Below are 13837 nucleotides of genomic sequence, written 5' to 3' on the forward strand. Positions count from 1 at the left end.
ACCCTTCGATTAACAGTCGAATGCTCTGCCAATTGAGCTACGGAGGAATGAAGCGCCTATGACTTTAGCAAAGGTTTTACCCAATGCGAAATCGGCGCAAGATACCCACCCGGGGTATAAAAAATTCCCCCCGTTCCGGCCGACCGGAACGGGGGTATTGCGCGCTCCTCCGACTGGACTTGAACCAGTAACCCTTCGATTAACAGTCGAATGCTCTGCCAATTGAGCTACGGAGGAATGAAGCGGTTACTAGCTTAACAGGGCCTCGCTGGAAAACGAAATCGAGCCCTCAGCCGTCCGCCCGGAGCGCCCTGCGCTCCATCTCCAGCTGCATCAGCTCCCGGTTCAGGCGCTGGAACTCCTCGGGGTTGGACGCGGCATCGAGCCGTTGGAGCTGCCCCATCTTGTCCGCTTTGATCCGGGTGATCTGGAGTTCAAAGAGCCGGGCCAAAATGTCCCGGCAATACCGCTGCATGGCCTCCGGAGTGCTGGCCGGCAACGGTGTTACTGCCAGTTCCGAGACCAGCGACCGCAGCGGCTCGGGAACTTCCTGGCGGATCTGCTCCACCCACGCCACAGGATCCCCTGCGTGCGCCAGGCCCGTGGCCCTGATGGCCGCATGGACCGCACCATACGCAGGGGTGGAGAAGTGCGAGGCCTCGAAACGTTCCCACGCTCCGCCGCCCAGTACCGCGGGATCCTGGAGGACGACCTCCAAGGCCTGGCGCTCCATGCCGGCAACGGGGTCCCGCGGGTCGGGACGCTGGAAAACAGGACCGGACGACGGCGGGGCTGCCGCCGTCGTCGGTTGTTCGTTGCCGCCTGGCGCGCCACTGACAGGTCCACCGCGCTTGATGGCGGCACCAACGTACCGGCTGACCTCCTCGATGGGCATCCCGAGCCAGCCCGCAAGTTCGCGGGTGTAGCCGGGCCTCGTGGCGGAGTCGCGGATCTGCGCGACCACCGGAGCAGCCTCCCGCAGTGCTGCCACGCGGCCCTCGACGGTGTCGAGGTTGTGCCGGCGCAAGGATGCCTTGATGGCGAATTCGAAGAGTGGCTTGCGGCTAAGGATCAAATCCCTGACAGCGGCGTCGCCCTTGAGCTGGCGCAGGTCGCAGGGGTCGGCGCCGCTGGGCTCAACCGCCACGTACGTCTGGGCCTGGAACCGCTGGTCCTCTTCGAAGGCCCGCAGCGCCGCTTTCTGTCCGGCCGCGTCGCCGTCGAAAGTGAAGACCACTTCCCCGCCGGTCCCGTCGTCGGAAATCAGGCGACGTGCGATCTTGATGTGCTCGGTACCGAAAGCAGTACCGCAGGTGGCCACCGCCGTCGCTACTCCTGACAGGTGGCAGGCCATAACGTCTGTGTAGCCTTCCACCACCACCAGTTGCCGTTCCTTGGCGACATTCTTCTTCGCGATGTCGATGCCGTACAGAACCTGGGACTTCTTGTAGAGCGCAGTTTCGGGGGTGTTCAGGTACTTGGGGCCCTGGTCGTCTTCGTAGAGCTTGCGCGCACCAAAGCCGATGGTGTCCCCCGCGATATCGCGGATTGGCCAGATCAGCCGCCCGCGGAAGCGGTCATAAATACCGCGGTTACCCTCGGAAAACATGCCGGTAAGTTTCAGCTCCGCGTCGGTGAAGCCCCGGCCACGCAAATGTTTCAGCAGCGCGTCCCAGCCCTGCGGGGCGTACCCGACGCCAAAGTGCTCAGCAGCGGCGCGGTCGAAGCCGCGACCGTCCAGGAAATTGCGGCCCTCGGCCGCCCCGGGCGTCAACAGTTGGGCACGGAAGAACTCGTCAGCGATCTTGTGGGCGTCCAGCAACCGTTGCCGCTTGCCGACTTCCTCGCGGCTAGGCCCTGTTCCGCCGTCTTCGTAGCGAAGCTCGTACCCGATCCTGGCAGCGAGTTTCTCAACGGCTTCATGGAAGGAGCTGTGGTCCATCTTCTGGATGAAGGAGATGGCGTCGCCGTCCTCGCCGCAGCCGAAGCAGTGGTATCGGCCCACTTGCGGTCGGACGGTAAAGGAGGGCGAACGTTCGTCGTGGAAGGGGCACAGTCCCTTGAAACTGCCCAGCCCGGCGCCCTTCAAGGTGACGTAACCGTCAACGACTTCCTTGATATCCGTGCGCTGGCGTACTTCGTCGATATCTTCACGTTTGATCAGGCCAGCCACGTCACCATCCTAGTCGCTCGGCCGTGGGCTCCCGGCTTCACCAGAGTGACGGCAGGCTGCCCACCAGGCGCTCGTACATGGCCAAGGCAGAGGCATCGGTCAGTGAGGCCACCTGGTCGATCACCACGCGAAGCCGGGCGCCGTCGTCGACGGCGTCACGCCAGTCGGACGCGAACATCGGCTCCAGGTGACGGTCGCCTGTAGCGTTCAGGACGCCCACCAGCGCGTGGAGGACCTCGCGTTGACGCTCGTACACCGGTTGGCGGTGGTCCGTGGAAATAACGAAAGTGGTGGCCAGGCCCTTGAGGACAGCGATCTCCGCCACCGTTTCATCCGGGACCATGAGTTCGGCGTCGTACCGGGTCAGGTTGGCGGGCCCGAAATGTCCGCGGGTTGTCTCCATGGCGCTCTGGCAGAAGCGGCCAATCAGCTGGCTGGTCATGTCCTTCAGCGCCGCCATCGACTTCCGGCTGCCATCGGCTTCACGGACCCAGACCTTGGTGGCTTCAAGCCGGGCAAGGGCGGCATCGATTTCCGCAGGATCGTGGTGCGGCAAGTACCACTGCTTGGTGTAGCCCACCACGCGGGCACGGTGGTCAGGGTTCTCCATCCACTTCAACTGGAAGTGGCCGGCAACGATCGCGTCTTCCACATCGTGCACCGAGTAGGAGATGTCGTCCGCCAGGTCCATGACCTGCGCTTCGATGCAGGAACGGTTTCCGGGCGCACCCTCACGGAGCCATTCGAACACAGGAAGGTCGTCCTCGTAGGCGCCAAATTTGCTGGTACGGTGCCCGTGGATGACGGGGGCGTCCACGGCTGACCACGGGTATTTGGACGCCGCGTCCAGGCTTGCGCGGGTGAGGTTCAGGCCCGCTGGGCGGCCGTCCTCGGCCAACACCTTGGGTTCCAACCGGGTCAGTAACCGCAGCGTCTGCGCATTGCCTTCGAACCCGCCGATGGTGTGCGCCACTTCGTTGAGGGCGGACTCGCCGTTGTGGCCGAAGGGCGGGTGGCCAAGGTCGTGGCTGAGGCACGCGGTGTCCACGACGTCGGGGTCGCAGCCCAGGGAACGCCCCAGCTCCCGGCCCACCTGGGCCACTTCAAGGCTATGGGTCAGCCTGGTGCGCACAAAGTCGTCAGTGTCAGGAGCCACGACCTGGGTCTTGGCTCCGAGCCTGCGCAGGGCCGAGGAATGCAGGACCCTGGCCCGGTCCCGTTCGAAGTCCGAGCGGTAATTGCTCTTGCGGGGTTCTTCGACCCAACGCGCGGAATCGGCGTCGACGTAGCCGGGAATTGCCTGCACGTAATCGTGTGCGGTTCCGTTGTGGCCGACCATCGCTTCGGTTCCCATGGGTATCTGCCTCCTTCAAGCGCCGGGTGTGGTGCTTCTTGGGCCAGTCTTACACGTGTGAGGCTAGCCGCCCGACACGTCCAGCTCCGCAGCCGAGATATCGGCGCTCTGTTCAGCGTTCAGCTGACGGCTTTCCAGCCAATCCTTGGGGAGTGCGGGCTTCTTGGGCGAGCCTGCCCGGCCTCGGGGGCCCTCGGAATCGACGCCAGGATAAGGCGAGTCCATGTCCAGTTCGTCGAGGTATCCGCGGAGGACTTCAAGGGTGGGGACGGTGGCGAGTTTGGTGCGCAGTTCGCTGCCCACCACATATCCCTTGAAGTACCAGGCCATGTGCTTGCGGATCTCGCGCAGGGCCTTGTATTCGTCGTTGCCGAACGTCTCAACCATCAGTTCGGCGTGCCGGTACACACCCTCGGCAACTTCGCGCAGTCCAGGGCGGTGCCGCTCTTCGCTGCCCTCAAAGGCTGCCTGCAGATCACCGAAGAGCCAGGGCCGGCCCTGGCAACCACGACCCACAACCACCCCGTCGACTCCCGTTTCACGGACCATGCGAACGGCGTCTTCCGCTGACCAGATGTCGCCATTGCCCAGGACCGGGATGTCGGGAAGCGCTTCGCGGAGCCGGGCGATGGCTGACCAGTCGGCCTGTCCGGAGTAGAACTGGGCGGCGGTGCGCCCGTGCAGGGCAACGGCAGCCACGCCGGAATCGCGGGCGATGCGGCCGGCGTCGAGGTACGTCAGGTGGTCATCATCGATGCCCTTGCGCATCTTGATGGTGAGCGGAATATCTCCCTTTGACGCTTCCCGGACCGCCGTCTGGACGATGGACGTGAAGAGATCAATTTTCCAGGGCAGGGCGGAACCGCCGCCTCGCCGGGTGACCTTGGGAACCGGGCAGCCAAAATTGAGGTCGATGTGGTCGGCGCGGTCTTCCTCCACCAGCATCCGCACCGCCGCGCCCACTGTCACAGGATCCACCCCGTACAGCTGAACGGAGCGGACCTTCTCGTCATCATCGTGGGAAATGATGCGCAGCGATTCCGGTGTCCGTTCCACCAGGGCACGCGAGGTCACCATCTCTGCCACATACAGGCCGCCGCCGTATTCACGGCAGAGCCTGCGGAAGGCTGAGTTGGTGATCCCGGCCATCGGGGCAAGGATCACCGGGGTGTCCACGGTGATCCCGCCGAGCTTCAAAGGCGGGAGCTCGAGCTTCGGTGCGGGGGGCGTTGCTACTACAGTCACCCATCCATTGTTGCAAACGCGGGCAAATCGGGGAGGCGGCCCCTTAGAGAAGCCACCCGTTCTCATGGGCCAACCGCACGGCTTCGGCCCGCGTCCGCCCACCGGTCTTGGCCATGGCCGCCGAGAGATAGTTCCGGACCGTGCCTTCGGAAAGCATCGCGGCCTTGGAAATGTCCGCCACCGTGCCGCCGTCGGACGCCGCCTTCAGCACCTCCGCCTCGCGTTCGGTCAACGGACTGTCTCCCGACATCAACGACTCGGCTGCAAGCGAGGGGTCCACCACCCGCAGCCCCTGGTGCACCCGCCGAACCGCCTCGGCCAGCTGACGCGCCGGGGTGTCCTTGACCACAAACCCGGACGCCCCGGCCTGCATGGCCCTCCTGAGATATCCCGGCCTTCCGAACGTCGTGACCATCAGGACGTGGCACGACGGCGCCGCACGGCGAACGGCGGCCGCTGCGGAAATACCGTCCAGGCCCGGCATTTCGACATCGAGCATGGCCACGTCAGCCGAATACTCCAGTACGGCCGACACAACACCTGTTCCATCCCCCAGCTCGGCCACCACTTCGATGTCCGCTTCAAGGCCCAACAAGGCAGCAAGAGCACCCCGGACCAAGGCCTGGTCGTCCGCGATCACCAACCGAATGCTCATACGTCAACTGCCAATCTGAACCCTCCCAGGTCGCTCGCACCAATACTTACCGTTCCGCCGGCCGTGGCGGCACGCTCCCGGATCCCTGCCAACCCGCTGCCGGGGACGCCCGGCCCCGGCCCCACGCCGTCGTCCTCCACCAGGACGGTCGACGCCGTCAACCGGACCCGGCACTGGACGGCGCCTGAATGCCGCACAACGTTCGTGACGCCTTCCCGCAGCACCCAGCCGAACAGTTCCCGATACTTGGCCGGCACCTGCTCCACTGTCCGGGGAAGGTCGGCTTGGATGCCGGCCGATTCCAAGGCGGTCCTCGCCGCCGCAAGTTCGGCAAGGACGTTGACCCCGCGGTATCCGGCCACCGTGGCCCGGACGTCGGCGAGCGCACCACGGGCAAGCTCCTGGACTTCACTGATCTCCCCTGCTGCCCTGTCCTTTGCCGGGCCGCCGGGGATGGCTTCCATCAATCGGCCTGCCAGTTCCGCTTTGACGGCAATGACGGTGAGGGAATGTCCCAGGATGTCGTGCATGTCCCGGGCTACGCGGCTGCGTTCGGCCGCCACAGCGGCGTCTGCGAGTTCTGTTTGGGCGGCCCGCAGCGCTGTTGTCTGGCGGATCAGGCGCGCGAAAGAGGACATCATGAAGCCGAGGGACAGGATCAGCGCCGGCTGGAAGAATGCCTGCTCCGGGCTGCCCTCTGCCAGTTCGGAGGCCAGGGAGATACCGGACAGTGCCATGATCAAGGCGAAGTCGACGCGGGGCGGCAGCGTGGTCATTCCAATGGCGCATGCAAGGAAGGGCCAGGTCCACAGTGCTTCCTTGCCCACCAGCAGGATGACGAGTCCGTTCAGGGCCAGGAGGATCGTGACGCAGGCCAAACCCGTCCGGGCGTTCCTTCCCCGGCTGATCATGGGCAGGAGGGCGTAAGCCGCAAAGAAAGCCACCAACGACGCCGAGGCGAGAACCTTCCAGCTCACGGGCTCGTCCACGGACCATACGAGGTTCCAGGTGGGCCAGGCCCACAACACGATGGAGAACGCAGCGCCGATGAACCATTTTCGGGGACCTGGACCGCGGAGTGTTTCCCACAAGGACGGGCTGCTCATGGATCCCACCTTAGTCACGGCCCAGCGGCTCAGACACGGTTGGTGTCGCGACGGAAGGCCATGGCTGCCCCGCCCACGAATATCGCCAGCCAGACCAGGACGTTCACGATCCACAGGGCATCGAACTCCCCGGTGATGGGGCTTCGTGCCAGCTGTCCGATCCCGTAGGCCGGGGTGAATTTGGCGATGGCACCAAAAGTATCGCCCATGATCTCAATCGGCATGAAGAGCCCTCCGAGCATGGCCAGGATGGCCAGGGCCGGGCCCAGGATCTGCATGACGTTCTGGCTTGGCATGAGGTAACCCACGAAGAGACCGAGTGCGGCGAATACCAAGGAACCCACCCAGGCCACCAGGCCGGCGGTCAGCCATGTCTGGGCGTCCATGGTTACCCCGGCGAGGGCACCGATCACGAACTGGGCGATCACTGCAACCAAGGAGAGCGTCAGAGCGGCCGCGGCCTTGACGGCTATGTACGCACCGGGCAACAGGGGTGTGAGGCGCAACTGCCTGCTCCAGCCCTGGGCACGTTCCACGGCCACCTGGCTGCCCGCACCCGTGGCTGCTGTCATGGCCGCATAGACGGTGAGGCTGATCAGGATGTACTGACCGTAGCTGTGTCCATTGGGCAGTTGCTGGTTCTTGTTGGACAAGCCGAAGATGAAAAAGAAGATCGCCGGCATGAGCACCGTGAACATGATGGTCCGCCGGTTGCGGAGCATGCGTTTAATCTCAATCCAGAGGAATGTGGCGTTGACGCCGCCCGCGGAGGGCTTGCGGTCCTGAATTGCTGTTCCCTGGCTCATATCCGGTCCCCTTCCATGGCTGTGGGGGCCGTGGCCGGCCCGGCCTCGTCTGCGGTGAGGGCCACGAAGGCTTCCTCAAGGTTGTTCGCGACGACCTCAAGGTCGTGGGCGCCGGTATTGGTGAGCAGGAAACGGACCACGGAATCCGAGTCGGCAGAGCGGACGGTGACGCGACCGCCGTCGAACTCCACCTGATCCGCCGCAGGCAGGCCTGCCAGCAAGACTCGGTCATCTGCGGGAAGTGATGCCCGGACGGTTCTTCCAGAAGCCAGGTTCTTGATCTGGGCTGCGGTGCCGTCGGCAACCACTTTCCCTTGGCGCACCAGCACGATCCGGTCAGCGTAGGCGTCTGCTTCTTCGAGGTAGTGGGTAGCAAAAATGACTGTGCGCCCCCTCGAAGCGTCGTCGCGGATGGCTGACCAGAAGTCTCGGCGTCCGGCGACGTCCATTCCGGTGGTTGGCTCATCCAGGATCAGAAGCCCGGGATCCGAGACCAGCGCCATGGCGAAACGTAGCCTTTGCTGTTGGCCGCCGGAGCATTTTTCAACCCTGCGATCGGCGATGTCCAGAATCCCTGCGCGGGTCAGGACCTCGTCCACGGGCCGGGCCGAATCGAACATGGCCGCCGTTAGCTGCACTGTTTCCCTGACGCTGATGTCCCGCAGCAGGCCTCCGGTCTGCATGACGGCCGCTACTTGCCCACGGGCTATGGCTCCCCGGGGCGCGTGCCCGAAGATGGACACATCCCCCGCGTCCGGAGCGCTGAGGCCCAGGATCATGTCGATGGTGGTGGTCTTACCAGCACCGTTCGGGCCCAGGAAAGCCACCACTTCGCCTTGCTCCACGGTCAGGTCCAGACCGCGCACCGCCTGGACCTTGCCAAAACTCTTATGCAGTCCGGCGGCGCGAACGGCCGGCACTCCGGGTGTTGTCATTGCTCTCCCTGGAATAGGTCTTGTACACCCATTCAAGCCGGGGAACCTTCCGCGCACCCGTAGCGGGTGTCATCGGTTCGGCATGACAAATGTCATCCGGTCAATCGCTGCTTCGGCGCTCCGCTTCGCGCTGCGCCCGCCGACTCCCTGGCCGGGCGGGCCTTGCCCCGGCAGCCGGTTCGGGGGTGGCGCCTTGCCGGGCACCGGCGTCGTTCGTTTCGTCCTGCCCGGAACAGACGACGACGGCGGCCGCGGCCAGCGCGCCGGTATCCTCAAGGCCGTCGGCACTTATGGCCGGTCCCCCGGCAGCGGCAAGGCGCTTCATGCCGGTGGCTTTGACCACCAGGACTCCGATGAGGGTAGTGACCGGAATCGCTAGGACCAGCCCGATGGAGCCCACCAGGGTGCGGATGACTTCCTCGGACAATTCAGCGCTGGTGAGAGCCTCTGCCAACGGGCGGTCGTACAGCATCACAATGATCAGAATGGGAAGTGCCGCACCGGCGTAGGCAAACGCGATGGTGTAGACAGTCGAGGCGATGTGGTCCCGCCCAATCCTCATGGCAGAAGTAAACAGCTTCCGGGCGCTGGTGTTGGGTGCGAGCTCGTACAGCTCCCACACCGCCGACGATTGGGTGATGGTGACGTCGTTGAGGACGCCCAGGCCGGAAATGATGAGGCCGCAGAGGATGATTCCGGAAATGGAAATCTGGGGTGACATGTTCACCAGCGTGGAAGCATCATGGTTGCCTACGCCGGCCAGGTTGGCCGCGTCAGTGGCCCACGCCGCCAGGAGCGCCGTGATCGCCAGCCCGAAAATGGTTCCGAGCAAGGCCGTGGACGTCCTCGCCGAGAACCCATGGGCAAAGTACAGGACCCCGATCATGATCACCGTGGACCCCACCAACGCCAACAAGAGCGGCGGCTTGCCCTCAACCAGACCGGGCAGGATGAAGCTGACCAGGACGAAGTAGGCTCCCACCAGGCCCAGGAGCGCACGGAAACCGCGCCAGCGGGCCACCGCAATCACCACCACGGCATACAGCACAGCCAGGGCCGCTATGGGGATGTTGCGCACGAAGTCGACGAAAACGTACGACGGCGCGCCACTGCCCGCCGTATTGCCTTGCACGCCCGAAAGATTCAGGTACCGGATGGAGTCACCAACGTCCACCCCGTGGGACATCGCAACATCGGGGTTGATGACCACTTTGACCGCCTCACCGCCCTTGTCCGGCACAGTGAAAGCGAAGGTGCACTGGGAGCCCCCGGCCTGGTTCTGGCCGGTGGTGGACTGACCCGTGGTGGGCTGGCCCGTGTCTGACTGCCCCGTCTGGGTACAGCTTTCCACCACGACGCTTTGTATCTTGCCGGTGTCGAACGTGACCCCCGGGGCAGCCTGGTAGGGACTTGAAAAGTTGATCCCCTCCCGGCTGCCCGAGGGCCACATGAGCACCATCGCCACAAGGGTCAATACGCCCAAGGGAACCAGGACTGCCGCCAGCAGCAGGTTGGCCCTTTTACGGGAAGCGACCGCCTGCGGGGTTGGTTCCGAACCCTCAGGATGACCGTGGGAGTGACTGTGGCCCATCAGCTGCAAAACCTCATGGGCTTAAGCCTACGTGGATCCGGTGGACTCCCGGCTCAGCGTGGCGGGATGTTCTGGTTGACGCGGAAGAGGTTGTCGGGGTCGTATTTGGCTTTGACCGATACCAACTTCTCCCAGTTGGGTCCGTAGTTGTCCGCGACCCGGTTCTGGTCCTCCGAGTCCATGAAGTTGATGTATCCACCAGCCTCCGAGTGCGGTGCCAATGCGGCCGCGTACGCCCGGGCCCAGGCGATGTTGGCTTCGTTATCTGCAGGATCGGGCCACTGGGCCGCAATGACCGGAGAGAACTTCATGTCCCGGTGGGCGAAGGCAGTATCCTCTACGGCTACCCGGGACACAGCGCCATCGATGGGATAGACGTGGACGGCGGTGTTCATGCTGGTCACGGTGGCCCCAAATTGGGCGTGGGCAGCGATGGCCCCGTCGTTGAGTTCGCGCAGGAAGTTGGCCTTCCAATAGCCCTGCATGCCCTTTGGGTTGAGTCCGTCGAAGGCGACGTTCAGCGCCGGGTACGGCCTTTCCGTGCCATTCCTCCGGAAGGAAAGGCACAGGCGGCCCTTGATGGAAGCCCAGGAATGCCCCGAACTCTTCGGGTGCGGAAGCTATGTAGTCACGGTAGAACCTGGCCACTGCGGGAATGTTCTCCGCGCCGTAAATGATGATGCCCGCATGGACCATATCCACAGGATGGAGTGCGAACTCAAGGGTGTCACCACCCCGAAGTTGCCTCCGCCGCCCCGGATCGCCCAGAACAAGTCTTCATTCTGTTCCTCGCTGGCGATCAGGAACTTGCCGTTTGCCGTCACGACATCTGCCGAGACAAGGATTGTCGCAGGAGAGTCCGTACTTCCTGTCGAGGTACCCGATCCCGCCGCCCAAGGTCAGGCCCGCCACACCCGTGGATCCAACGATTCCACCGGTGGTCGCAAGCCCGAAAGCGTGCGTGGCGTGGTTGAAGTCGGCCCAGGTCGTACCGCCTTCGGCCCGGGCCCTGGACTTCTGGGGATCCACCCGGACCCCCGTGCGATTAACGAAGTCCAACACCAGAGCGTCGTCCCACGTCCCGAAACCAGGAGCGCTGTGCCCGCCGGCCCCTGATGGCCAGCGGCATGGAGCTCTCGCGGGCAAAGTTCACGCCGGCGATGACGTCGGAGACCTGCGCTACATGGATGACCCCGGCAGGACGTTTGTCCACCATCGCGTTGAAAACGGCGCGTGCCGCGTCGTAGTCAGGATCTTCAGGAGTGACGAGTTGCCCACGCAACTGTTCCCGCAGCCGTCGAGGGCGATCTTGTTCATAGTGCTTACCATCGATTAAGACGTGAGACCGGACTTTCCACACGCCTCTCCCCCGGATGTGACGGCGTGGGGGCTTACTTCGATAGACCTACTCCTGAGCCTCGGCCGCGTCAAGAACCTCTGATAAGGACCAGAAAACAACGAATCCTGCCTGACCCTGGAAACAGGGCCAGACAGGATTCGCAGTGCTCCAAAGTCGTACGTGGATTCCGGTCAGTCGCTCACGATCAACGTATCCGCACCACGCACGTGGGCTTTTCCGGACTCGAACAGTGGTCCCAGGACCGAGCGCAACGCGGTCATCGATTCGTCGACTTCCAGCAGCACAGGGTGCTGGTAGGCGATCAGAGCCAGGAGGTCACGCACTGCCGCTTCCGCGTCCCCATCGGAAAGACTGGGATCGTGTCCCAGGAAGACATCCGATGGTTCATCCGAGTTGCCCTGGGCGTAGCTGATGGCAAACGCCTGGATTTTGCCCTTGCGGCTCGCCGGAACGCCCTGGCCAAAAGCACTGGCTTTCGGCGCCCGCAGGACGATCGCACCATGGGCGCCCGTGAGGTCATGCAAGAACAAACGCTGGACCGTCGCGATGCTAAGCTCTCCCGGGCTGTCCCAGTGGTGGACGTGAGAGTAGTACTTACCCACCACGTCGCTGAGCTCCACCGAACCTGTTGCCAGGTCCTCCACGCGCTCCGACGCCGCTTCCTCGGAACCATCCCCGAAACGGGGCAGCTTCAGCGGCTCGGGTTCCACCACAACCAGTTGCGAACGCTGGATGGGGGCAAGTCCGGCTGCAGCGGCAAATGCCGCGCCGGCAGTATCCGGTTCCACTTTGCTGCGTAGCTTGGAAACGCCCGACGGCGAGTCCCCGGCTTCTCGGCGCAGCATCGCCAGGAGGGTGGAACCAACGCCGCTGCGCCGATGGTCCTTGGCAACCTCGATGTACGCCCAAAGGCGTTCCGGGTGCAGCGAAGCTTCATGGACGACGCCGGCGGCAACGGGAATGCGCCCACCGTCCACGACGTCTTCGGCCACGATGCAACGCCGCCATGGCTGGTTGCTGGACGGGGCCAGGGCCGCACGGAACTGCTCAGCGGGCAGGGTCTCCGGACCACCCCAGATCTCCAGGAGGGCGAGGTCGTCGCCCTCCTTCCATTCGCGGTACTCCAAAGCCACGGTCAGGCGCCGATCAGGCGTGCGGCCAGGTAGCCCTCAACCTTGTCCAGGGACACACGTTCCTGGCTCATGGTGTCGCGCTCGCGGATGGTGACGGCCTGGTCTTCGAGGGTGTCGAAGTCCACGGTGATGCAGAACGGGGTACCGATTTCGTCCTGGCGACGGTAACGGCGGCCGATGGCGCCGGCGTCATCGAAGTCGATGTTCCAGTTCTGGCGCAGCTGCGCGCCCAGGGCCTTGGCCTTCGGGGAAAGGTCCTCGTTGCGGCTCAGTGGCAGGACGGCGGCCTTGACCGGCGCGAGGCGGGGGTCGAGCTTCAGCACGGTGCGCACGTCCACGCCGCCCTTGGCGTTGGGGGCCTCGTCCTCGGTGTAGGCATCGATCAGGAAGGCCATGAAGGAACGGGTCAAACCAGCGGCCGGCTCAATGACGTACGGGGTGTACCGCTCATTGGTGGCCTGGTTGAAGTAGCTCAGATCCGTGCCGGAAGCCTTGGCGTGGGTGGAGAGGTCAAAGTCGGTGCGGTTGGCGATGCCCTCAAGCTCGCCCCATTCCGAGCCCTGGAAACCGAAGCGGTATTCGATGTCCGTGGTGCCCTTGGAGTAGTGGCTGAGCTTCTCCAGCGGGTGCTCGAAGAAACGCAGGTTCTCCTCACGGATGCCCAGGTTGGTGTACCAGGACATGCGCTCCTTCATCCAGTACTGGTGCCATTCTTCATCCGTGCCTGGCTCGACGAAGAATTCCATTTCCATCTGCTCGAACTCGCGGGTACGGAAAATGAAGTTGCCCGGGGTGATCTCGTTGCGGAAGGACTTGCCGATCTGGCCGATGCCGAACGGCGGCTTCTTCCGGGAAGTGGTCAGCACGTTGTTGAAGTTCACGAAAATACCCTGCGCGGTTTCCGGACGCAGGTAGTGCATGCCTTCCTCGCTGGCCACCGGACCCAGGAAGGTCTTCAGCAGGCCGGAGAATTCCTGGGGTTCGGTCCACTGACCGCGGGTGCCGCAGTTGGCGCAGACGATGTCCGCGAGGCCGTTCTCGGCGGGGCGGCCCTTCTTTTCCTCGAACTCTTCAAGGAGGTGGTCGGCGCGGTAGCGCTTGTGGCAGGACAGGCATTCCACCAGCGGGTCGGAGAACACCTCGACGTGGCCGGAGGCTTCCCAGACCTGGCGGGGCAGGATGACCGAGGAGTCCAGGCCCACTACGTCTTCACGGCCGCGGACCATGCTCTGCCACCACTGGCGCTTGATGTTTTCCTTCAGCTCCGCACCCAAGGGGCCGTAATCCCACGCGGAACGGGAGCCACCATAGATTTCACCGGCCTGGAAGACAAAGCCCCTCCGCTTGGAGAGGGAAATGACCTGGTCAAGGACGGATTTTGCTGCCATGGGTAACTCCATTTTTCTACAGGGCCGCTGGGTGCGGTCCGCGGTGGTTAGCCCCGGATTCCGGACGTGGTTGTCCGGCGGGGAGGTTGGG

The 13837-nt window shown here is 64.0% G+C and carries 13 protein-coding genes and 1 tRNA gene; all 14 read right to left on the bottom strand.

Translation table 11 applies throughout. From position 1 onward, the window contains the following. Nucleotides 1-164: 164 nt before the first annotated feature. Nucleotides 165-237, bottom strand: a tRNA-Asn gene (locus ABHM97_RS03145). A 52-nt stretch (nucleotides 238-289) separates the two neighbouring features. Then, nucleotides 290-2173 (bottom strand): DNA primase, encoded by a 1884-nt coding sequence (gene dnaG / locus ABHM97_RS03150; protein ID WP_235519651.1) that lies wholly within the window; start codon nucleotides 2171-2173, stop codon nucleotides 290-292. Nucleotides 2174-2210: 37 nt separating this feature from the next. After that, on the bottom strand, nucleotides 2211-3527 hold the full coding sequence (locus ABHM97_RS03155) for a deoxyguanosinetriphosphate triphosphohydrolase (protein ID WP_349469561.1): 1317 nt from the start codon (nucleotides 3525-3527) through the stop codon (nucleotides 2211-2213). 63 nt (nucleotides 3528-3590) lie between these two features. Next, nucleotides 3591-4772, bottom strand: a complete 1182-nt coding sequence (gene dusB / locus ABHM97_RS03160) for a tRNA dihydrouridine synthase DusB (protein ID WP_235519645.1) — start codon at nucleotides 4770-4772, stop codon at nucleotides 3591-3593. Between the two features lie 43 nt (nucleotides 4773-4815). Next, a complete protein-coding gene (locus ABHM97_RS03165) occupies nucleotides 4816-5427 on the bottom strand; it encodes a response regulator transcription factor (RefSeq protein ID WP_349469562.1) in 612 nt (203 codons plus the stop codon). Next, nucleotides 5424-6533 (bottom strand): sensor histidine kinase, encoded by a 1110-nt coding sequence (locus tag ABHM97_RS03170; protein ID WP_349469563.1) that lies wholly within the window; start codon nucleotides 6531-6533, stop codon nucleotides 5424-5426. Before ABHM97_RS03170 ends, ABHM97_RS03165 begins: the two co-directional genes overlap by 4 nt. Nucleotides 6534-6562: 29 nt before the next feature. After that, nucleotides 6563-7339 (bottom strand): ABC transporter permease, encoded by a 777-nt coding sequence (locus ABHM97_RS03175; protein WP_235519641.1) that lies wholly within the window; start codon nucleotides 7337-7339, stop codon nucleotides 6563-6565. Then, nucleotides 7336-8274 carry an ABC transporter ATP-binding protein gene (locus ABHM97_RS03180; RefSeq protein WP_349469564.1) on the bottom strand — a complete coding sequence of 313 codons (939 nt, stop codon included), beginning with the start codon at nucleotides 8272-8274 and terminating at the stop codon, nucleotides 7336-7338. The genes ABHM97_RS03175 and ABHM97_RS03180 overlap by 4 nt, the downstream gene beginning before the upstream one ends. 100 nt (nucleotides 8275-8374) lie before the next feature. Next, a complete protein-coding gene (locus ABHM97_RS03185; RefSeq protein WP_349469565.1) occupies nucleotides 8375-9865 on the bottom strand; it encodes a YibE/F family protein in 1491 nt (496 codons plus the stop codon). A 53-nt stretch (nucleotides 9866-9918) separates the two neighbouring features. Beyond that, nucleotides 9919-10350 (bottom strand): FAD-binding oxidoreductase, encoded by a 432-nt coding sequence (locus tag ABHM97_RS03190; protein WP_349469567.1) that lies wholly within the window; start codon nucleotides 10348-10350, stop codon nucleotides 9919-9921. Between the two features lie 292 nt (nucleotides 10351-10642). Continuing rightward, on the bottom strand, nucleotides 10643-10924 hold the full coding sequence (locus tag ABHM97_RS03195; protein ID WP_349469568.1) for an FAD-binding protein: 282 nt from the start codon (nucleotides 10922-10924) through the stop codon (nucleotides 10643-10645). Beyond that, nucleotides 10911-11147: a hypothetical protein gene (locus ABHM97_RS03200; protein WP_349469569.1), complete on the bottom strand. Its 237-nt coding sequence runs from the start codon at nucleotides 11145-11147 to the stop codon at nucleotides 10911-10913. The genes ABHM97_RS03195 and ABHM97_RS03200 overlap by 14 nt, the downstream gene beginning before the upstream one ends. A 248-nt stretch (nucleotides 11148-11395) precedes the next feature. Continuing rightward, nucleotides 11396-12358: a GNAT family N-acetyltransferase gene (locus ABHM97_RS03205; RefSeq protein ID WP_349469570.1), complete on the bottom strand. Its 963-nt coding sequence runs from the start codon at nucleotides 12356-12358 to the stop codon at nucleotides 11396-11398. Nucleotides 12359-12360: 2 nt separating this feature from the next. Then, nucleotides 12361-13746: a glycine--tRNA ligase gene (locus ABHM97_RS03210; RefSeq protein ID WP_235519629.1), complete on the bottom strand. Its 1386-nt coding sequence runs from the start codon at nucleotides 13744-13746 to the stop codon at nucleotides 12361-12363. Nucleotides 13747-13837 lie beyond the last annotated feature (91 nt).

This window comes from Paenarthrobacter sp. CAP02, from assembly GCF_040137855.1.
In the GTDB taxonomy this organism is placed as follows: Bacteria; Actinomycetota; Actinomycetes; order Actinomycetales; family Micrococcaceae; genus Arthrobacter.

Excerpts from the sequence above, each read along its gene's own strand:
- ABHM97_RS03155 (WP_349469561.1), bottom strand. The coding sequence starts at position 3,527 with ATGGGAACCGAAGCGATGGTCGGCCACAACGGAACCGCACACGATTAC.
- ABHM97_RS03165 (WP_349469562.1), bottom strand. The coding sequence starts at position 5,427 with ATGAGCATTCGGTTGGTGATCGCGGACGACCAGGCCTTGGTCCGGGGT.
- ABHM97_RS03170 (WP_349469563.1), bottom strand. The coding sequence starts at position 6,533 with ATGAGCAGCCCGTCCTTGTGGGAAACACTCCGCGGTCCAGGTCCCCGA.
- ABHM97_RS03175 (WP_235519641.1), bottom strand. The coding sequence starts at position 7,339 with ATGAGCCAGGGAACAGCAATTCAGGACCGCAAGCCCTCCGCGGGCGGC.
- ABHM97_RS03180 (WP_349469564.1), bottom strand. The coding sequence starts at position 8,274 with ATGACAACACCCGGAGTGCCGGCCGTTCGCGCCGCCGGACTGCATAAG.
- ABHM97_RS03185 (WP_349469565.1), bottom strand. The coding sequence starts at position 9,865 with ATGGGCCACAGTCACTCCCACGGTCATCCTGAGGGTTCGGAACCAACC.
- ABHM97_RS03190 (WP_349469567.1), bottom strand. The coding sequence starts at position 10,350 with ATGCAGGGCTATTGGAAGGCCAACTTCCTGCGCGAACTCAACGACGGG.
- ABHM97_RS03210 (WP_235519629.1), bottom strand. The coding sequence starts at position 13,746 with ATGGCAGCAAAATCCGTCCTTGACCAGGTCATTTCCCTCTCCAAGCGG.